The sequence below is a fragment of the Limosilactobacillus caecicola genome, assembly GCF_943192935.1.
In the GTDB taxonomy this organism is placed as follows: domain Bacteria; phylum Bacillota; class Bacilli; order Lactobacillales; family Lactobacillaceae; genus Limosilactobacillus; species Limosilactobacillus caecicola.
In genome coordinates this window covers 331014-349972 of the sequence record NZ_CALPCI010000001.1, presented here as the reverse complement: position 1 = coordinate 349972, position 18959 = coordinate 331014, and the positions used below count along the sequence as shown (strand labels likewise).

19 protein-coding genes and 1 pseudogene are annotated in these 18959 nt (G+C 46.8%); 10 read left to right on the top strand and 10 right to left on the bottom strand.

Translation table 11 applies throughout. The annotated features are described in order from the left end of the window. Positions 1-27: 27 nt before the first annotated feature. The 3 genes from NFR43_RS01715 to NFR43_RS01705 all read left to right on the top strand — a co-directional run bounded on the left by NFR43_RS01715 (position 28) and on the right by NFR43_RS01705 (position 2321). Positions 28-825 (top strand): transporter substrate-binding domain-containing protein, encoded by a 798-nt coding sequence (locus tag NFR43_RS01715; protein ID WP_251545846.1) that lies wholly within the window; start codon positions 28-30, stop codon positions 823-825. A gap of 62 nt (positions 826-887) precedes the next feature. Continuing rightward, positions 888-1583 carry an amino acid ABC transporter permease gene (locus NFR43_RS01710; RefSeq protein ID WP_251545844.1) on the top strand — a complete coding sequence of 232 codons (696 nt, stop codon included), beginning with the start codon at positions 888-890 and terminating at the stop codon, positions 1581-1583. 3 nt (positions 1584-1586) lie between these two features. After that, positions 1587-2321, top strand: coding sequence for an amino acid ABC transporter ATP-binding protein (locus tag NFR43_RS01705; RefSeq protein WP_251545842.1), 735 nt, complete (start codon positions 1587-1589; stop codon positions 2319-2321). A gap of 194 nt (positions 2322-2515) precedes the next feature. Here the strand turns inward: NFR43_RS01705 and NFR43_RS01700 are convergent, their stop codons facing one another. From NFR43_RS01700 to NFR43_RS01685, 4 genes are read right to left on the bottom strand one after another with little or no spacing between them, the layout of a single operon-like run. Beyond that, positions 2516-2740, bottom strand: a complete 225-nt coding sequence (locus NFR43_RS01700) for a hypothetical protein (RefSeq protein WP_251545841.1) — start codon at positions 2738-2740, stop codon at positions 2516-2518. 20 nt (positions 2741-2760) lie between these two features. Next, positions 2761-3264 (bottom strand): YbhB/YbcL family Raf kinase inhibitor-like protein, encoded by a 504-nt coding sequence (locus NFR43_RS01695; RefSeq protein WP_251545839.1) that lies wholly within the window; start codon positions 3262-3264, stop codon positions 2761-2763. A 14-nt stretch (positions 3265-3278) separates the two neighbouring features. After that, entirely contained in the window at positions 3279-4070 is a 792-nt protein-coding gene (locus NFR43_RS01690; RefSeq protein WP_251545837.1) for a tyrosine-protein phosphatase, read from the bottom strand. Between the two features lie 23 nt (positions 4071-4093). After that, positions 4094-5041 (bottom strand): GDSL-type esterase/lipase family protein, encoded by a 948-nt coding sequence (locus NFR43_RS01685; RefSeq protein WP_251545835.1) that lies wholly within the window; start codon positions 5039-5041, stop codon positions 4094-4096. A gap of 135 nt (positions 5042-5176) precedes the next feature. Here NFR43_RS01685 and NFR43_RS01680 point away from each other — a divergent pair, with 135 nt between their 5' ends. After that, complete coding sequence (locus NFR43_RS01680) at positions 5177-5578, top strand: Rib/alpha-like domain-containing protein (protein ID WP_251545833.1); 402 nt, start codon at positions 5177-5179, stop codon at positions 5576-5578. Between the two features lie 230 nt (positions 5579-5808). Here NFR43_RS01680 and NFR43_RS01675 read toward each other — a convergent pair whose 3' ends face one another. Continuing rightward, complete coding sequence (locus NFR43_RS01675) at positions 5809-6480, bottom strand: hypothetical protein (protein WP_251545831.1); 672 nt, start codon at positions 6478-6480, stop codon at positions 5809-5811. A 133-nt stretch (positions 6481-6613) separates the two neighbouring features. On the opposite strand from NFR43_RS01675, the gene NFR43_RS01670 reads away from it, so the two are divergent. Together NFR43_RS01670 and pepF are read left to right on the top strand one after the other, a co-directional pair. Beyond that, on the top strand, positions 6614-7900 hold the full coding sequence (locus NFR43_RS01670; protein WP_251545829.1) for a dicarboxylate/amino acid:cation symporter: 1287 nt from the start codon (positions 6614-6616) through the stop codon (positions 7898-7900). A gap of 3 nt (positions 7901-7903) precedes the next feature. Then, positions 7904-9718 (top strand): oligoendopeptidase F, encoded by a 1815-nt coding sequence (gene pepF / locus NFR43_RS01665; RefSeq protein WP_251545827.1) that lies wholly within the window; start codon positions 7904-7906, stop codon positions 9716-9718. A gap of 44 nt (positions 9719-9762) precedes the next feature. Here pepF and NFR43_RS01660 read toward each other — a convergent pair whose 3' ends face one another. Beyond that, positions 9763-10206 carry an Lrp/AsnC family transcriptional regulator gene (locus tag NFR43_RS01660; protein ID WP_251545825.1) on the bottom strand — a complete coding sequence of 148 codons (444 nt, stop codon included), beginning with the start codon at positions 10204-10206 and terminating at the stop codon, positions 9763-9765. Positions 10207-10467: 261 nt separating this feature from the next. Between NFR43_RS01660 and NFR43_RS01655 the strand changes: the two genes are divergently transcribed. Together NFR43_RS01655 and NFR43_RS01650 are read left to right on the top strand one after the other, a co-directional pair. Then, entirely contained in the window at positions 10468-10944 is a 477-nt protein-coding gene (locus tag NFR43_RS01655) for a universal stress protein (protein ID WP_251545823.1), read from the top strand. Positions 10945-11055: 111 nt separating this feature from the next. After that, positions 11056-11596, top strand: a pseudogene (locus NFR43_RS01650) (GHMP family kinase ATP-binding protein); the annotation flags it as partial. A gap of 302 nt (positions 11597-11898) precedes the next feature. On the opposite strand, the gene gndA reads toward NFR43_RS01650, so the two are convergent. Continuing rightward, entirely contained in the window at positions 11899-13335 is a 1437-nt protein-coding gene (gene gndA / locus NFR43_RS01645; protein ID WP_251545821.1) for an NADP-dependent phosphogluconate dehydrogenase, read from the bottom strand. A gap of 363 nt (positions 13336-13698) precedes the next feature. On the opposite strand from gndA, the gene NFR43_RS01640 reads away from it, so the two are divergent. Continuing rightward, complete coding sequence (locus NFR43_RS01640) at positions 13699-14562, top strand: TrmH family RNA methyltransferase (RefSeq protein ID WP_251545819.1); 864 nt, start codon at positions 13699-13701, stop codon at positions 14560-14562. A 58-nt stretch (positions 14563-14620) separates the two neighbouring features. On the opposite strand, the gene NFR43_RS01635 is transcribed toward NFR43_RS01640, so the two are convergent. Together NFR43_RS01635 and zwf are read right to left on the bottom strand one after the other, a co-directional pair. Then, entirely contained in the window at positions 14621-15940 is a 1320-nt protein-coding gene (locus NFR43_RS01635) for an APC family permease (protein ID WP_251545817.1), read from the bottom strand. Between the two features lie 219 nt (positions 15941-16159). Beyond that, positions 16160-17641 carry a glucose-6-phosphate dehydrogenase gene (gene zwf / locus NFR43_RS01630; RefSeq protein ID WP_251545815.1) on the bottom strand — a complete coding sequence of 494 codons (1482 nt, stop codon included), beginning with the start codon at positions 17639-17641 and terminating at the stop codon, positions 16160-16162. A 324-nt stretch (positions 17642-17965) separates the two neighbouring features. Here zwf and NFR43_RS01625 point away from each other — a divergent pair, with 324 nt between their 5' ends. Continuing rightward, positions 17966-18400, top strand: a complete 435-nt coding sequence (locus tag NFR43_RS01625) for a VOC family protein (RefSeq protein WP_251545813.1) — start codon at positions 17966-17968, stop codon at positions 18398-18400. A gap of 79 nt (positions 18401-18479) precedes the next feature. Here the strand turns inward: NFR43_RS01625 and nrdI are convergent, their stop codons facing one another. After that, positions 18480-18950, bottom strand: coding sequence for a class Ib ribonucleoside-diphosphate reductase assembly flavoprotein NrdI (gene nrdI, locus NFR43_RS01620; RefSeq protein ID WP_251545811.1), 471 nt, complete (start codon positions 18948-18950; stop codon positions 18480-18482). Positions 18951-18959: the final 9 nt, after the last annotated feature.

The following is an 18959-nucleotide window of genomic DNA, read 5'->3' as shown; positions in this document are numbered from 1 at the left end:
AAGTAATAAGATGGAGGCGGTTGAGCAATGAAAAAATGGATGAAGCGGCTTGCTGTGATTGGTGCTAGCTTGTTAGCGGCGGTGACCTTAGCAGCATGTGGAAAGTCTTCTTCAAGTAGCAGTCCTCAATTAGTCAAGAAGGGGACGATTACTGTTGGTTTGGAAGGGACTTATGCTCCGTATTCATACCGTGAACATGGTAAGCTGACCGGATTTGAAGTTGATTTAGCCCGGGCCTTGGCCAAGAAGATGGGCTACAAAGTAAAGTTTGTCCCGACTAAGTGGGATTCGCTGATCGCTGGGGTTGGTTCCCACAAGTTTGATATGGCCATCAACAACATCGCGATGACTTCAGCCCGGAAGAAGGCTTACCTCTTCTCCACCCCTTACATTTACTCCAAGACGGCCCTAATCATGAAGAAGGACAATACCACGATTAAGAACGTCAATGATATTAAGGGGAAGAAAATTGCGGCCGCTACTGGGACGGCCAATGCCGACAACGTTAAGAAATTCGGTGGACAAAATGTTTCATCAGATGACTTTGCAACCGCGATGGCATTGATTCGTCAAGGCCGGGTCCAAGCCGCGATGAATTCCAAGGAAGCCTTCCTTTACTACCAACGCACGAATAACGCGAGTGATTTGAAGGCCATCACGGTACCAACTAACAAGATTCCAAGTCAACCAATTGGAATTCTGATGGCTAAGAACAACAAGGCCTTGAAGACAAAGGTTGATAAGGCACTGAAGGAACTTCGCAAGGACGGGACGCTGAAGCGGCTCTCCGAAAAGTACTTCAAAGAAAACATTACTGATAAGTAACATCACAAAGGCCAAGGTCGCGGAGTAAACGAGCTTGGCCTTTTGCAAAAGGAGCGAACTTTATGTGGGATATTATCAAATCATCGACCCCGGAAATCCTCTGGGCCGGTATTAAATACACAATTCCAATTGCGGTGATTTCCTTCATTATCGGGTTGGTGATTGCCATCATCACGGCGTTGATTAAGACTTCGCAGCCCCGGGGAAACGCGGTTACCAAGAGTTTATGGCGGATTGTCAAAGCATTCTTTGCCTTTTACGTCTGGCTCTTCCGGTCCACACCATTGATTGTGCAATTGTTTATTGTCTTCTACGGGCTGCCAAGCATTGGTCTGCAACTGAATGCATGGACGGCCGGCATTTGGACCTTCTCCTTAAACACGGGGGCCTACGCTTCTGAAACGATTCGGGCGTCGATCAGCTCGATTCCGACTAGTCAATGGGAGGCAGCCTACTCGATCGGGATGACCTACCGCCAAGTCCTGTTCAAGATCATCCTGCCACAGGCCTTCCGGGTGGCGATCCCACCGCTGTCCAATTCATTCATTAGTTTGGTCAAGGATACCTCATTGGCAAGTACGATTACCATTGCGGACATGTTCCTGGTGAGTCAACAAATCGCCTCACATAACTACCAACCAATGTTGATGTACTCCATTGTTGCGGTCGTGTATGCCATTTTCTGCTCGATTTTGACGATCCTGCAGTACTTCATGGAAAAGCGGCTGTCCCGCTACATTCAAGCAGAGGGGGAATAATTGATGATTACACTTAGCCACGTTGATAAACAATACCGTGACCACCACGCCCTCAATGACGTCAGTGTTCAGTTCCCAGAACACGAGACGACGGTGATTTTGGGACCATCGGGGGCCGGGAAATCAACCTTGCTGCGGGCTATTAACTTGTTAGAACGTCCGCAAGCTGGTGAACTCACGATTGGTGACCTGCACCTCAATTTTGCGGATAATTTGACGAGCAAACAAATTCTCAAAATGCGGCGGCAAACCGCGATGGTCTTCCAAAGTTGGAACCTTTTCCCGAACTTGACCATTTTGGAAAACATTACGGAAGGCCCAATTTACGTGTTGAAACAGAGTAAGGAAGCAGCGGAAACACGGGCCCATGAATTACTCAAGCAGGTCGGCTTGGATGACGTTGCGAACCGGTACCCGAACCAACTTTCTGGGGGCCAGCAACAACGGATTTCCATTTGTCGGGCCTTAGCGTTAGATACTGACTTTATCCTGTTCGATGAGCCAACGAGTGCTTTGGACCCCGAATTGGAAGCCCAAATCTTGAGGATCCTGCAGGACCTTGCTGAACGGGGTCACTCCATGATTGTGGTCACCCACAACATGGAATTTGCCCGGAAGGCGGCGGACCGGATCGTCTTTGTCGAAGATGGACAGATCGAATTTGCCGGGACTAGCAAGGAGTTCTTTGAAGAACCGACCCAGCGGATCAAAGACTTCTTGGCAGCAATGAAACTATAATGAAAAAGCCATTCGGAATTGGAACAATTCTGAATGGCTTTTTTGAAAAATCATCGTTTTGTTGTTAATTATCCAGATCATCAAACAGAGAATCAACTGAATTGAAAGATTTACAATCACCGTGATTCAGCTCAGCAATGGAATGGTCCAGATTGTTAGAGCCGTTACGAACTTTAATGGGTGTACTGTTTATCTTAAACTCGTTTCTTGACTTCGTACGGCTTGGTTTGCTCAACCGGTTCATGCTTGGCATCCTTTGCATAAAAAATCGCGTATTCTTCGTTGTCTTTATCCTTGGCGATTACCAGGTCATCCACCTTGCGTTCTTTTTTAAAGATTTGCCCTTTCCGGACGGCTTCGTTGTAATCGTGAATGTTAGCGATCGAGTCACCAGGGTTGAAAAAGATTCTTGTTTCCATGTTCTCACTTCCTTTAGTAATTAATCTGCCCGTGAAGGGAGGGTAATGGTAGCTTGGTCTAAAATGTGACCGTCTGCTTGGTGAAGAAATTCGTTCAGCCAGTAACCATTTTTGAGGGGGAGTACCGTATCCAAAGCGTAAACCGTGAGCTGGTAATCATGGGTCCCATTTGGTGGGGTTGGTCCGGTGTACCCAGTTGCTGGTTCAGCATTGACGAACCGGCTGGCGTTACTATTCTTCCCTTGGATAAAGCGGTCTTTTAATTCTAAACTGGCGTTTTCTGGAATCGTTGACCAATCGGCAGGAATGTTGGCCGCAATCCAGTGGATCCAAGTAAAGCCACAAACGGGAATTGAATCATGGTCAATCATCACTAGGGCATATGCGGCAGTCTCAGCTGGAGCGTCCTTAATTTGAATGGGAAACGAGGTGCTGGGGTTACCACCAATTTTAGCATTCTCTGGGGCAAATTTTCCGTATTGGTCAGGTAAGAGAGCATTATTTAATGGAACGTTAATTTTCATCTTGAAGTTCCTTTCTAATTAATTAAATATTTTGCTTTTAAATCTTGCAAATCCTGAGGAGACAATTGAAGGGCCGTTGTGAGGTAACCATTGACGTCACCATATTCGGCTTGAAGCACTTTGAGCGCAGCCGCTAAATAGCTGGGGTCGGCAGTCCAGAGGGCCGTGTAATTATCAATCAAAGTTGCTGGCTTACCAGCGGAACGGAGCGTTGCTTGCTGACCGCGGAGAAAGTTTTTCAACGCGGTATTGGTCAACAGGTAGTCCTTTTTGGCGACCGCCGGGCTGACGCCGAAGGCCCGTAAAATCAGGTAGGCGCTCATTCCAGTCCGATCTTTCCCCGCCGTGCAATGGAAGAGTACACCTTGTTGGTCATCGACGGTCAACAGTTGTTCAAAAATTTCGCGAAAGGCGTGGGCGGCCGCGTCACTAGTCATCATATCATGGTAAACCTCTTGCATGTGCTGACGGCCAGCACCGGCTTCGCTTTGCAGGTTGTGAGCGAGGTTGCTGACGTTTTTCGAAGAATCAGTGACGTCCCGTTTAAAAACCGGGTTGAATAGGTACTGGACTTGCTCTGGCAGGCGGTCTGGTGAGGATTTGGTTTCTTCTGCAGAACGCAGATCAATATCGACACCGATGGCCAACTTGACTAATTCAGCCTGGTCGTCCTTGGACAACCGGTCCAGTTTATCAGCCCGAAAAATACGTCCCCATTGAACGGTCTGACCAGTGGCGGTCGCATAGCCACCAAGGTCACGGAAATTATTCGTATGAAAAATAGGGATAATTCGTTGATGAACCACGAGCTCACTTCCTTTCTTGACACCTATTGTACCAGTTGCGCTAGGACTTGTGCAAAATGCTCGCCGGCCTCTTGGGAGCCTTGTAAATCAGGGTGGAGACCGTCAGTAGTGTGGTGGCACCACCCAGTTGTTTGAATCACCGCCATGCCGAGTTCCTGACCAATTCTGCTGATGATTTCGTGAAAACTTTGGCGGAAGGGGACCATTAATGCCACTGGAGATTGATAGCGGTGTTGGACCGCTTGCACGTAATCTCGGTAGGCGGTCCGAAATTGGTTTTCGCTGAAACGGCGGTCATTAACCCCCAACGCGATGACGATTGAATCGTAATTACCAACAGTCGCAGCCTGCTGATCGTCAAGTCGGGTGAGCCATTGACCGGCGGGTGGTACATTACCGGTTCCGGGACGTAAAACACCCGCCGCCGAATAGGCAACGCGCTGAATTTCAGTGTCTGGTAGCAGGTTTTGTGCGATCGCAATGTAGTTTTGTTCTGGCCGGTAATCAACACTGGCGTGCTTACCGTTGATCCAACAGCCGGCCGTGATGGAATCGCCCAGAACCAGTACCTTTTTGGTTTGCTGAACTGGGTGCACTATGGCCTGGTCGTCGACGACTAATTTAGTGAGAGAAAAATCCTGCTGTTGAAACCAAACGTCATCTAAGTCACAATTACCACCCGTCATGATCCGGACACGGTGCTGATCACTCGTCATTGGGATCTCGAAGGCCAACTGGCTGGCTGCCCACCGTTGCCACGGCCCATTGTCAATGCGAATGGCCCAGTACTGACTGGGCGAGAGTGGGTTGGCATGGTTGATAGTGTGAACCGCCAAACTTTGCGTATTAGTAACGGTAAATCTTAATTCAGCACCCAATAGTGGTGACCGCAACTGCTGGTCTTTAATAAACCACCGACCAGTTTGATGGGTTTGGGTGAGTAATTGTTGGGCAGTAAGTTCCAAAGTCATAGTTCCTCCTTTGCTCGGCTGTGTTAATTTTACCGTAATTTTTGCCAATGTTTCACATGAAACATTACCTACTAAACAATCTTATAAGGGTAAAATTAGACTTAAAAATTTATATACGGAATTTTATAAAAGCCAATGTTTAATTTGTGGCGGGCTGATATACACCAGCCGCGAAGCCATGTTCCTAACCCATCTGATGGGATCGGCCACAAGCCAGACTTGCCAGGTGGCACGAAGTATCAATGGAAAGATCCGCAAAAGGTTCAAGATGACGTTAATACGCCAGGTGACCATGATGAAGTCATTGTGGTAATCTACCCAGATGGTCAAACCTCTGAAATCACCGTCACGATTCACGTCACTCCGGCTGACCGTGGCAATGGTGACAACAACGGTAATGGCAACATCACCATTACTGGGAACAATAACGGTACAACGACGAATGCTCAAAAGCAGGCCCTCCCACAAACTGGTAATGAGAATTCTTCCGCTATTGGTCTTGGCATTGCTGGTCTAAAGAGACGTAAGAATGATTAACATTCTCCCATATGTTGATTGTTTTTTAGGCTGGCGAGCGGGAATCAGCTGATTCCCGATATATATGAAAATAGTCTCAGGTATTCACAACCCCGAATGCCTGGGGCTATTTTCGAGCCCCCGCCAGCAACAATAGGCCTCCAGCATTCGGCTTTACCGGATGTTGGAGGCCATTGTTGTACTGCGTTATTTGAATTTTATTTTGGCTGCATTATTTATGTTCTTGATGATTAGTTTTTGAATTCAAGGTGGTGGTGGAGGACCGGGAGAAAATGCTGGTCCGACCAACCAATCAGGTAACCTTGGGTCAGGATGTTGTAGATGGTCCCGATCCCAAACGAGTACCAGTGCCCGTTAACAACGAACACGAGGACCACGATGATTAGCGGTGGCACGTTGCTCATCCACTGGGAAAAGACTGATGAGCCATGCATGAAGCGGAACCGCAGAATGTATGGTAAATCGTCATTGGGGTGCATGATGATGTTGGCCCGTTGGTAAAGCGAGACCGCGGCAGCGACCCCGAAGAGGCCGATCACGTCGAGAACTGCGCGCCAGCCGATCCCTAATTCAGGAACACCCCAGTGGACGAAGAGTTTTTCAAAGCCCGCTAAAAGGTAACTGAACGGGGTGATGAAGAGCAGGTTACGGACCAGTCGGAACCAGTCAAAATGACCGAGCAGGGCGAGGTTGGTGAAGGCCACAATTACCCCTTCGGCGAAGAGGACGTTTCCCAACGAAAAGTGGAGCCAGTTACTTAGACTCACTGCCGACGCTGTCCAGATCGCACTCCCCATTTGCGTTGAAACCGTGAGGGCGTTAAAAAAGGAATTAATTATGATGGAAATAGCGAGAAAGGTAATCCGGCCGTTAATACTATTGGCCCACTTTTTTGAAATCATTACAACCTCCCATATTATTTAAAACATGATTATTTCAGTAACAATGATACTCTGGTTTATTCAGGAGTTGAATAAATTTTCGTTGAAACTATGCTAAAATAATTGTTTAAGAATTGATAAGGAGGGGGTAGCCGTGAAGCACTACCGTATTAGTCGCCTTAGTTTGGGGTGGCAAATTTTTATTGGCCTGATTGCCGGAATTATCTGTGGGATGATTTTTTACAAAAATAACTCCGCAATCGTTGTGATGCAAAGCCTCGGGACGATCTTTTTGCGTCTGATTCAAATGATCGTTATGCCGATTGTGATCTCCTGTCTGACCGTCGGGATTGCCAACATTGGTGACTTCCATAAATTAGGACGGATTGGTGGGAAGACCATCATCTACTTTGAGGTCTTGACCACCATTGCGATTATTGTCGGGTTGATTGTCGCCAACGTGGCCCATCCAGGGAGTTTTATTGAGATTAAAAGCCTCCACGCTTCCGATATTTCAAAATACATGGCGACGGCGAAAGCGGCCAAGGGGCATACGGGCTTTTGGGATCAAATCTTAGCGATTATCCCAACCAATATCTTCAAGTCGATTAGCGATGGCGATATGATGCCGGTGATTTTCTTTAGTGTCTTCTTTGGCCTTGGCTTGGCTTCGATAGGAGAACGGGGCAAGATTGTCGTTGATTTTTTGAATAGCGTTTCCGAAGTAATGTTCAAAGTAACGAACTGGGTTATGAAATACGCACCAATTGGGGTCTTTGGCTTGATTGGGATGACGATCGCTGAAATGGGGATTAAGGCCCTGTTGCCGTTGGGTTACTTTGTCTTGTTAGCCTACCTGACGATGGCCTTTTTCTGTATTGTCGTGTTAGGGATCGTTGCCAAAATCTTCCACCTGCACTACTGGAAGACGATGCGGGCCATTTGGGAAGAAATCGTGTTGGCGTTCTCAACCGCCAGCTCAGAAGTAACCCTTCCGCGGTTGATTGAAAAGTCCCAAAAAATGGGGGTTGAAAAGGGGATTGCGTCCTTTGTTATTCCAACCGGTTACACCTTTAACCTGGATGGTTCGGCCATTTACCAATCATTGGCGGCCATCTTCTTGGCGCAAGCCTACGGGATCCATTTGACTTGGGAACACCAATTTACCTTACTAGTTGTTTTGATGATTACCTCCAAAGGGATGGCCGGTGTTCCAGGAGCGTCCTTTGTGGTCCTCTTGGCTAGTGTCTCGACCATTGGGGTGCCAGTTGCAGGGTTGACCTTTATTGCCGGGATCGACCGGTTTGTGGACATGGGCCGGACTGTGGTCAACGTAGTCGGTAACTCGATTGCGACCCTGGTGATCGGGGAATCCGAACACGAATTAGATAAGGATAAGTATGTTGAGTACCTGGATAGTTTTGATCGAAAGAAGGCCTAATTGATGAGTGATGAACACACGTTGCCGAGTCGGCAGGAGGTGTCGATGGCATTGACTTGGGATCTAACCCTGTTGTATCCCAATGATGAAGCTATGAAGACACAATTGAAGAAAACGGTGGCGAAGGCGACCGAACTTCACCAGTTAGCTGGTCAGTTGGCGAATAGTGGTGAGACCCTTTTGCAGGCTCTGCAAGCTTCTAAAGAAATTGGCGAGGAGCTCGAACGGGAATATGTCTACGCCTTTCTCCGCCGCGATAGTGACACAACGGATGCGCAAGCAACCGAATTGTACGGGGTTGCAGAAAAGGCGGCGACCCAAATTGATACCGCCCTGTCCTTTATGGATCCCGAAATCGTTGCGATTGATCAAACGACGCTGGACCAATGGTTGCAAACCATTCCAGACTTGCGTGAATTCCGGTTCATGCTTCACCAGATCCGTCTCCAAAAGGGGCACGTCTTGACGACCAGCGAGGAGGGGTTGCTGAGCCAATTGAGCCGGTCCCTCGATAGTGCGGATACAATTTACAACACTTTGAATGATGCTGACCTCCACTTTGGCAAGGTGAAAAACGACCAGGGTGAACTGGTCGAACTGACCCATGGTAACCGGAGCCAATTTACGGAATCGACGAACCGGGACGTGCGAAAAGCGGCCTTTCTAGCTTATCAAAAGCCGTATCATGAATTGCGCAATACCTTTGCGTCAACCCTGAACAGCTTTATTGATAGTCGGAATTCCATTGCGGAACTCCGGCATTACAAGAGTGCACGGCAGGCGGCCTTAGCGGGAAGCCAAATTGATGAAAAAGTCTACGATACCTTGGTTGACACGGTCAACCAGCACCTCAACCTGGCCTACCGTTGGTATTCCATCAAAAAACGGGCCTTGCATTTAGATCCGTTCTACCAATATGATGTCGGGGTACCACTGGCGGGCAAGGACTTGCTCCGGACAACTTTTGACCAGGGCAAGGAAATGGTCCTCGATGCGATGCAGGTGATGGGGCCAGAGTACGTTGCCGGCCTAGAGCAAGAATTCACGCATCGGTGGATTGACGCCGCGGAAAACCGGGGAAAGCGGTCCGGTGGTTACCAGATTGGGGTTTACCAAGCGAACCCATACATTTTACTGAACTGGACTGACAAGCTCTACAGTACCTTTGTCCTGGCCCACGAGTCTGGGCATGCCATGCACAGCTGGTTTAGCCAACACGCTCAGCCGTCCGAATACGCGGATGCGCCGATTTTCTTAGCGGAAGTGGCGTCAACGTTTAACGAAAATATTTTGACGGAATACTTGTTGCAAAAGTACCATGACAACCGTGAATTACAGGTCTTTATCTTAGAACAATCAATTAACGGGTTTATTGGCTCGATTTACCGGCAAACCCAGTTCGCAGAATTTGAAGATACGGCCTACCGTGAGCAGCAGGCTGGCCGGACCTTGACCGCCGATTACCTTGATCAGATGAACCAAAAATTGGTTGAGAAATACTACGGTCCCGACGTGAAGTTGGCGGGGACACCAACCCAGGGCTGGGCCTACGTCCCCCATTTCTACATGAATTACTACGTTTACCAGTACGCGACGTCGTGGGCGATTGCGACGACGTTGTCTGAACGGGTTTGGACCAAGCAACCCGGGGCCTTAGATAAGTATTTGGCATTCCTGCGGGCTGGTGGTTCGGCTGACCCAATTACGATTCTCAAGCGTGCCGGAGTCGACGTGACGAGTGGTCAATACTTGGAAGACTCATTAAAGGTCTTGAGTCAGCGTCTGGATCAAATTGAACAATTACTGGATTTAGCTTAAAGCAAAAACAGGAGCCTAACATTAATGTCGGGTTCCTGTTTTACTTATTGTTCACTTAACTTGATTCCCCGGTGTTCCACACTGGTGGAGAACACAATCTGAGTGCTGGTTTTACCAAAGCGACGTTGGACTTCATTAATGAAGTCATCCAAATCACCGGTGGAAGGAAAGGCGACTTCCATTACTTCAGAGTAGTCACCAGTAATACAGTTACACTCAATGACGTTTGAAATTGAGCGCACGTATGGATAGAAATCACCCTTTTGGCTTGGTTCTAGCTGGACCATCACAAACGCTTTGACGTGGTAGTCCAACTTTTCCTGGTCAATACTAGTGTGGTAGCCAGTAATGATCCCAGCGTCTTCCATTTTCGAAATTCGGGCTGCAATCGCCGGTGAGGAAATGTAACAAGCTTTCGACATTTCCTTTAGCGAAACGCGGGCGTTTTCTTGAAGCATGTTCAAGATTTTCATATCAATTTGATCCATTCAGTCATCCTCATTTATTGTCTTGTGTTACCAACCGAACTTTACAAAAATCAGTTAAAGGTTAAGTAGATTGTAGGCTACTTTGGTTGGGAAGTCAATTTAGGGTGATCAAAATCAAATTGTTTGGAATGGATTCCAAATTAGTTTTCTGAAAATGAATTGATGATTTGCACAGAGTAAGCTAAATTTTACCCTAACCAATTAATCAACGGAATGTGGTAAAATAGTACTGATAGTTGATTGATTGGAGGCTGTTGATTTATGGATCAAGAATATGAAAACATTTTGGTACCAGTGGATGGTTCCAAGCAAGCTGAAGCTGCCTTGGAAAAGGCGGTCGTTTCCGCTAAGCGGAACGATGCCCACATTGATGTGCTGAATGTTGTGGATACCCGGGCGATGGCTTACAACTTTGCCGGCATGTCCGACGGCAGCATTGCTTATCAATTGGTGGACAAGGCCACTGATTATTTGAAGGACCTTTTGAAAAAAGTTAAGCAAGACGATGACTTTGATAACATTGATATCCACATTCGTTTGGGGAACCCGAAGACGGTGATTGCCTTTGATTTCCCAAAGGACCACAAAAATGACTTGTTGATCATGGGCGCCAGTGGGATGTCCCGTTTGCAACGGGCCATGGTTGGTTCCGTGACGTCCTTTGTTAAGCGGAACGCCCCATGTGACGTTTTGGTTGTCCGGACTGGTTTAGATAACCAACAATTGGATATTAAATAAAGCGAATGAAAGGCTCCCGCTGATGGGAGCTTTTTTGTTTCTTTGCAGATCAAGTTGGCCCAATTCGGTCGGAGGAGTAAATATGATGGATCAAGCAGCACTTTATGATGCTTTGCCAAGGCCTTCAATCACCCGGGGCAAGACCTCTTTTTCTCACCAGGGCGCATTAACCTGATTGGTGAACATACGGACTACAATGGTGGGCTTTCAATGCCGTGCGCGATTAGCTTAGGGACCGACCTACGGGGTTTATGCACCACGGCAGGATGACCAAGTGGCCCTGTATTCGGCCAACGTGCAAAGTGAGGTTGTCCGGTTCTCGATTAACGACCAAGAACCGGCCCAAGATGATCAAGCAAAGTGGACGAACTACTTCAAAGCAATGCTGGTATTTCTCCGCCAAGCGGGTTATCAGATTGATCATGGCTTTGAACTGTACATTTCTGGTAATCTCCCGTACGGGGCAGGCTTGTCATCGTCTGCTTCCATTGAAATGCTGATGGGGGAAATCCTCCGGACGGAATTTCAGCTCGACGTTAGTGACCTTGAATTAGCTAAGCTGGGACAACGGACCGAAAATGAATTTTTAGGGCTGAATTCTGGGATCATGGACCAGTTTGCTGTCCGAATGGGCAAGGCTAACCAGGCGATTTTACCAGCTTGGCTAAAGGACGAATTAGCCGAGGTCAAGAAATATTAGCTCGGGCAAGCGAATAAAATTAGCGAAGAGCATTTGCCGTGGGCAAAGGAAGTCCCGTCAGCAGATTACGGCAGAGAACGTTGATGAAGTGTTACAAGTAGAGTTAGCAGAAGTCTTCAAAAATGACGCTGCGGGACGCGCTGGCTGGGAGGACCGGTTTATTCACTCATTGACGCATTAATTTGAATTTGATGGTACACAAAAAGAGCGAATTTCTAATGAAATTCGCTCTTTTAATCTGGACAATAAGTAAATTATTGTTCTTCGTACCAGCTGTAGTGGAAGTTACCAGGACGGTCGGTCCGTTCGTAAGTGTGAGCACCGAAGTAGTCACGTTGTGCTTGAAGCAAGTTAGCAGGAAGGACTTCTGCACGGTAGGAGTCGTAGTAGCTAATTGCGGCACTCAGTGATGGAACTGGGATACCTGCCTTAACAGCAAGAGAAACAACATCCCGAGTTGCCTTTTGGTACTTCTTGGCGATTTCCTTGAAGTAGTCATCAAGGAGCAGATTCTTCAAGTCAGGGTTCTTATCATAAGCATCAGTGATGTTTTGTAAGAATTGAGCACGAATGATACATCCGGCACGCCAGATTTGAGCTAATTCACCCATCTTGAGGTTCCAACCGTAGCGTTCGGAGTCGATCCGCATTTGTTCAAAACCTTGAGCATAGGACATTACCTTACCGAAGTAAAGGGCTTGACGAATCTTTTCAACCATTTCCTTCTTATCATCAAAGGAAACAGCTTCAACGTCTTCAGGCAATTCCTTGCTTGCTTGAACACGTTCGTCCTTCATCATGGAGATGTAACGAGCGTAAACAGCTTCAGTAATAACTGATTGAGGAGCACCACCGTCAAGGGCAGTCATAGAACTCCACTTACCAGTACCCTTGTTGGCACCACGGTCAAGGATCATGTCAACGATTGGCTTAGCCTTGTCGTCACCAAGGTCATCCTTACGAGTTAAGATGTCAGCGGTGATATCAACTAAGTAGCTGCTTAATTCACCCTTGTTCCATTCAGCAAAAGTCTTGGCAATGTCATCAACAGGCATCTTCAAAACGTTCCGCATGATGTTGTAACTTTCGTCGATTAATTCTTCGTCACCATATTCGATCCCGTTGTGGACCATCTTGACATAGTGACCAGCACCATTAGGGCCAATGTAGGCAACACAAGGTTTGCCATCTTCTTCAGCCTTAGCAGCAATCTTAGTTAAGATTGGGGCAACTAAGTCATAAGCTTCCTTTTGACCACCAGGCATCAGAGAAGGACCATGGAGAGCACCAAGTTCACCACCGGAAACACCCATGCCGATAAAGTTGATACCGGACTTGTCCAACTTAGCGTTCCGTTCCATCGTGTCGTGGAAGTTGGTGTTCCCACCGTCGATCAACACATCACCCTTGTCAAGCAATGGTAACAATTCATCGATAACGGCATCAGTTGGTGCACCAGCCTTAACCATCAAAAGGATTCGACGAGGCTTTTCAAGTGAGTCAACAAAGTCCTTAATCGTGTAACTAGGTACCAGGTTCTTGTCACTGTGATCGCGAATCATTTCGTCAGTCCGGTTACGGTGACGGTTGTATACGCCGACAGTAAAACCGCGACTTTCGATGTTCAATGCAAGGTTCTTACCCATAACGGCAAGGCCTACAACACCAATTTGTGCTTTCTTATCTGACATTGTGTTGTCACACTCCTTAATAGAAATACATTTTACGGTACCCATTATAACAGAAAGGAAAACGATATCAAAACAATTTGAGAAAGTTTGCACAAGGTTTTTTCATTAACAAAATGGGTCTATGCAAAATGAATTTTTCCTATGGTAGATCAGCACTACAACCGATTGTCTAACGTCTGTCAAATTAACAATTGGTCTAGTGCTAGAGATCAAAATTTTAATAGTTTGTTCAAACATTAAACAATTCATAATCATCAAGAAACACTACTTTGAAATGGTTTATGATTAAGGAGTTGCTGCAGATATTGTGACCTTTTAAAATGAGATAGGGAAACAAGTATTTGACTAATAGGTGAACTCAGCATGCACAACTTAAATTTTCTAACGGACTTCACTGGACAGGCTTTGGATCCCTACGTCCGACTTAATGAAGGCCAACTTTACCATTTTAATGATCCACACCCTGGCTTATTTATTGCTGAAAGCCCAAAGGTGATTGAACGGGCCCTGCGGGCGGGTTATCGGCCAGCTTCCCTTTTGGTGGAGGAAGGGGTTTTAAAACGTGATTTGGCTGACCTGGATCATGAAATGGCAGTCCATAACACTGCTGGACTAGGGCAAACGCCCATCTATGTTGCCAATCGACAACTGTTGAACCAACTGCCAGGCTACAACCTCTTACGAGGCGCCCTTGCTGCCATGCATCGGATTGAGCGACCGGACCTCACCAGCTTTTTAGCCTCCATGCCCAATGGTCACCCCAGAATTGCGGTTCTGGAAAACGTCGTCAACCCTAGCAACATTGGGGCGATTTTTCGATCGGCAGCCGCATTGGGAATCGATGGTGTGATTGTCACGAGTGACTCGGCCGATCCCCTTTACCGACGGTCTTCGCGCGTCTCAATGGGGACGGTGTTCCAGATCCCCTGGACCTATCTAGATGCCCAAACTTGGTACACGGAGGGTATTAGTCTCCTTCATCGGTTTGGGTACCAAACGGCTGCGATGGCCCTCCGTCATAATACTGTACGGATTGATGATCCACAGCTTAATCAGGTACCTAAATTAGCGATTATTCTTGGCTCGGAAGGGCCTGGATTGCGAACAACGACGATTCAGGAGAGTGATTTTACAATCAAAATTCCAATGGCGCCCGAAGTAGATTCTCTAAACGTTGCGGCAGCTTCTGCCTTAGCATTTTGGGAGTTAGGGAATCGTCAATCATAACAAACGAAAAGGATCCCCGAGATTTGAAATCTCGGGGATCCTTTTGAGTTAATTTAACTTAGTGTTTACCTTGTTCCTTTAACGCTTTATCACGCTTGTTTTGTCCCGTGATGAAGTAGAATGGCAAGATAATGATTAAAGCACCAAATCCAGCGATCAATTGGTAAGCCTTGGCATTCGCTAACAGCCAAACTGAGGCTACAATTGCGAGGATTGGGATTAACCAACCACCTGGAATCTTGAAGGACGACTTTTGGTTCTTCATCGTCTTTCTGAAGACCATCACAGCGATACAAGTTGGAATGTATTGGGCAAACCGTGAAACCACGGAAATGTTGGCCAAGGTGTAGTAAGAACCAGACCAAGCAACCGCCATGGCTAAACAAGTGTGGATGACGATGGCCACGTATGGCGCACCCTTGCGGTTTTCAGCCCCTAACTTCTTTGGCATTTGATGGTTGTCGGCCAAGGAGGCAGCCAACCGTGGTGAAATGAACGAACTGTTCAGGGCCAAACCACCCATGGATAGGAAGGTTCCAACAATGATTACCGATTCACCAGCCCGGCCAGCAACGGCTTGGGCAGCGTCTTGGAGTGGAACAGAGCTCTTGGCTAAGCCACTACCGAGGATCCCAACACAGGAAACGACGACCAGGACGTAAATCGTGGCTACCGCAATGATGACCAGCAGGAGGGCCCGTGGTAAGTTCTTGGAAGCATCTTTCATGTTTCCGGCGGTAATCACCAGGGATTCAATCCCAGTGAAGACCATGAACAGCGTGATCGTTGCGTTAGCAAAGCCGTTCGCCGTACTTCCCGGCAGGAAGAATGGATGGAAGTTAGTCGGGTGTAAGAAGAATAAACCAACAATAGCAACTAACAGGATTGGCACTAACTTCGCGACGGTTACTACGTTGTTGAAGAGGGCAGAAGTTTTAACCCCCGTCATGTTAATCAGAATTAAGCAAATTCCGATGATGGTAACGATGATGTTCTTGGCACCGGTCGTTGCCCATGGCTTGTAGACTCCACCAAGCGCGGTGGCAATGGCCACGTAAAGGGTTCCTTCGGCAATGATCCGAATCGCCCACGTTACGACCCCAACTTCATAACCGATGAAGGGACCGAAGGCTTTTTTAGCATATAGATAGGCACCACCAGTTTCCTTAAAACGACCGGCACATTCCGCAAAACAGAGACCGATCATGAAAACTAAGAGTGCGTCGGCTAACAATGCCAGGATACTAGCTGGCCCAAACAGGTTATACCCCTGTCCGGGTAAGAGGAAAATCCCTGAGCCGAGGATTCCGTTGACTCCGAAGAGCACGATGCTCCAGAAGCCCATCTGTCTTTCGACAGAACTACTTTGTGTACTCATATAATATGTCACCTCTTAAATAATCGAGAACAATAGCTGTAATTTAATTATTACATTTTCTCGCGACCACCGCAAATTAACCAGGACAATCTATTGATATATAAGGCAATTATGCCAAAATGCCTTAATTTAAATTACTTCCCGAAGATTGTAAGCGCTTCAACAAAAGTTCAAAAAACAGAACCTGATCCGCAGACCAGATTCTGTTTGGTAATTCGTTTACTTGTTAAGACGGTAAACCCATTGACGGCCATCCCGTTCAAGGAGTTCGTCAGCAGCCACTGGCCCCATCGAACCAGGGGTGTAGTTAGGGAATTGTGGTGTTTCAATGTCCCATAACTTCCGGGCCACGTCAACAAACTTCCAGGCGTAAGCAATTTCAGACCAGGAAGCAAAGTTGGTGTGGTTGCCTTCCAAAGCATCATGGAAGAGTCGTTCGTATGGTTCTGGTGATTCTGCCTTGGTCGAATCGTCTTGCATGAACTTGAGGTCCACTGGTTCGGTATTGAAGCCTTGACCAGCGCTCTTTGCGTTGACCCGCAGGGAGAAACCGGCGTCTGGTTCAACGAAGATCGTCAAAACGTTACTCTTCAAGGATTGTTCGGACTTCATCCGTGGGTTAGCAAAGATATCGATCAATGGCTTCTTGAAGACCACGTCAATCCGGGTGAACTTGTCAGCAAGCTTCTTCCCAGTCCGGACGTAGAATGGTACTCCAGACCAACGATAGTTGTCAAAGAGCAACTTAGCAGCAACAAAGGTTTCAGTGTTGGATTCTGGATCAACCCCGTCTTCATGACGGTAAGCATTCGTATCTTGACCGGCATCGTATTGGCCACGAACGAAGTTTGAAGCAGCTTCGGCAGGAGTGTAAACCCGTAATGAACGTAAGGCCTTGATCTTTTCGACCCGGACATCGCTATCAGTGAAGGAAACTGGTTGTTCCATCGCTAATTGGGCAACGACTTGCATGATGTGGTTTTGCATCATATCACGGAGGGCCCCGGACTGGTCATAGTAACCGGCCCGTTCTTCGACACCCAGCTTTTCACTCAGGGTAACTTGGATATTGTCGATGTAGCGGTTGTTCCACAGGGATTCGATGATCGTGTTACCAAACCGCAGTGCTTCGATGTTTTGGATCATTTCCTTACCCAGGTAGTGGTCAATCCGGAAGATTTGGTTTTCATTGAAAGTTTCAGATAATTCGTCGTTCAACTTCTTGGCGGATTCGAAGTCCCGGCCAAATGGCTTTTCGATGACCAGACGGTTGTAACCATCATCGGACAGTAATCCTTGCTTCTTTAAGTTGATCGCAATGGTACCAAAGAATTGTGGGGCCATTGACATGTAGAAGAGGCGGTTGCCGTCAGTACCAAATTTTTGATCAAGGTCATTAATCCGCTTCTTTAATGCTTCGTAGTGTTCGGGCTTTGTAACGTCGTGGGATTGGAAGAAGAAGTGCTTTACAAAGTCATGAGCTTGACCATTTTCGGTTTCTTTAATCCCGCTAATGGATTTTGCCACCATGGCTTGAAATTCTTCGTCGCTCTTTTGACGACGGGAGGTCCCCAGTAATGCGAAATGATCACCAAGGTAACCCTTTTGATACAACTTGAATAGGGATGGATAGAGCTTCCGTTGTGCTAAATCACCGGCGGCTCCAAATAATGTGATAACAGCTTTGTTTTCCTTAGCCAAAATGTTCACTCCTCTTGAATACAATTTATATTCACTCATCGAGTACGATTATATACTTTCGCACAACCGATTGCATTAAAAAAGGGAGCGTTTTCTTAACTTGTAAAATTAGTAACAAAATGGCTCGCAACACTGATAACACATGGTTAAGCCGATTGATAAACGTTTGCCATTAATTGGTCTAGGTCAAATTTTTTTAAAATCCAACCGTTACATTGATTTCAAAAGGGATGCTTGCTAAACGGTTTATCAACATTTGAGCCAATTTGACGTGGAACGTTGAAGAAATTATAATTAAGGAAGTATTTTTTACGGAGGAAAATGATGGAGGCAGACATATACCCCTTTTTAACTTTTGAAAATAGCGCGGAAGCGATGGATTATTATGTCCAGGAATTCGGTGCAAAAATCATTCAACGGACCCCATTTACTGAGGAACAGGTCGAAAATTTGGGACTCAAGGTAGACGATTTGGCCAAAACAACGGTCGTTGGGGAATTTGAAATTGCTGGGCACCACATTTTATGTGGTGATGCCACAATGACGACCCCTCAAGCGTCTTCGCTGGTGTCCTTGTTTTTAGACTTTGGTGGCGATGTTGCGGCAGCCAAGGGTTTATTCGACCAATTAGCTCAATCAGATTTGCAACGGGTCACGTTGCCGTTTGCAGACCATGTTGTTGGTCGACAATTAGGACAGATTGTGGATTATTACGGAATTACCTGGTATATTGCTGCCGGTACCCAACCGGCTGAATAATAAAACACCCGTCAAAAGGAACAACCAACCATGTTGGGATTCCATTTGACGGGTGTTTTCAATCGTTGGTAACTAACTGTTAAGCTTCAACAGTTTTCCAACGCTTTTGTAAAATTGTGTAGATGTTGTCAATATCTTCGTCCGTACCACGTAATTCATAGTCGGCTAGGAAGGGAGCATCAAACTGGTCACAGTACTTCCGCGCAGTCAGACAGTATTGTTCATTGAAGTTTTTATTACCACTGCCGACGACGCCGATACATTTATCAGCGTTGTTGTTAGAAGCAATGTATTCACCTAGTGCATTGGTCATGAGTTCATTGAAACCAGAATCAAAGCCATTGCCACCATCGAGGTAGGTTGGGACAAAGGCAAAGAAATTCTTGTCTTCCGCTTCGGGAACCGTTTGGTCAGTGATTTCTTTTAAGTTAATGGTCAAATTTTGGCTGTTGATACTGTGTTGTTGCTTAGCAAAGGCTTGCAACCGGGTAAGAAATGAGCGGGTGTTGCCCTCGATTGAGATGAATAAAATGTTCATTGTTGTTTCCATGCTTCATGT

Excerpts from the sequence above, each read along its gene's own strand:
- NFR43_RS01715 (WP_251545846.1), top strand. The coding sequence starts at position 28 with ATGAAAAAATGGATGAAGCGGCTTGCTGTGATTGGTGCTAGCTTGTTA.
- NFR43_RS01710 (WP_251545844.1), top strand. The coding sequence starts at position 888 with ATGTGGGATATTATCAAATCATCGACCCCGGAAATCCTCTGGGCCGGT.
- NFR43_RS01705 (WP_251545842.1), top strand. The coding sequence starts at position 1,587 with ATGATTACACTTAGCCACGTTGATAAACAATACCGTGACCACCACGCC.
- NFR43_RS01700 (WP_251545841.1), bottom strand. The coding sequence starts at position 2,740 with ATGGAAACAAGAATCTTTTTCAACCCTGGTGACTCGATCGCTAACATT.
- NFR43_RS01695 (WP_251545839.1), bottom strand. The coding sequence starts at position 3,264 with ATGAAAATTAACGTTCCATTAAATAATGCTCTCTTACCTGACCAATAC.
- NFR43_RS01685 (WP_251545835.1), bottom strand. The coding sequence starts at position 5,041 with ATGACTTTGGAACTTACTGCCCAACAATTACTCACCCAAACCCATCAA.
- NFR43_RS01680 (WP_251545833.1), top strand. The coding sequence starts at position 5,177 with ATGTTTAATTTGTGGCGGGCTGATATACACCAGCCGCGAAGCCATGTT.
- NFR43_RS01675 (WP_251545831.1), bottom strand. The coding sequence starts at position 6,480 with ATGATTTCAAAAAAGTGGGCCAATAGTATTAACGGCCGGATTACCTTT.
- pepF (WP_251545827.1), top strand. The coding sequence starts at position 7,904 with ATGAGTGATGAACACACGTTGCCGAGTCGGCAGGAGGTGTCGATGGCA.
- NFR43_RS01660 (WP_251545825.1), bottom strand. The coding sequence starts at position 10,206 with ATGGATCAAATTGATATGAAAATCTTGAACATGCTTCAAGAAAACGCC.
- NFR43_RS01655 (WP_251545823.1), top strand. The coding sequence starts at position 10,468 with ATGGATCAAGAATATGAAAACATTTTGGTACCAGTGGATGGTTCCAAG.
- gndA (WP_251545821.1), bottom strand. The coding sequence starts at position 13,335 with ATGTCAGATAAGAAAGCACAAATTGGTGTTGTAGGCCTTGCCGTTATG.
- NFR43_RS01640 (WP_251545819.1), top strand. The coding sequence starts at position 13,699 with ATGCACAACTTAAATTTTCTAACGGACTTCACTGGACAGGCTTTGGAT.
- NFR43_RS01635 (WP_251545817.1), bottom strand. The coding sequence starts at position 15,940 with ATGAGTACACAAAGTAGTTCTGTCGAAAGACAGATGGGCTTCTGGAGC.
- NFR43_RS01625 (WP_251545813.1), top strand. The coding sequence starts at position 17,966 with ATGGAGGCAGACATATACCCCTTTTTAACTTTTGAAAATAGCGCGGAA.
- nrdI (WP_251545811.1), bottom strand. The coding sequence starts at position 18,950 with ATGGAAACAACAATGAACATTTTATTCATCTCAATCGAGGGCAACACC.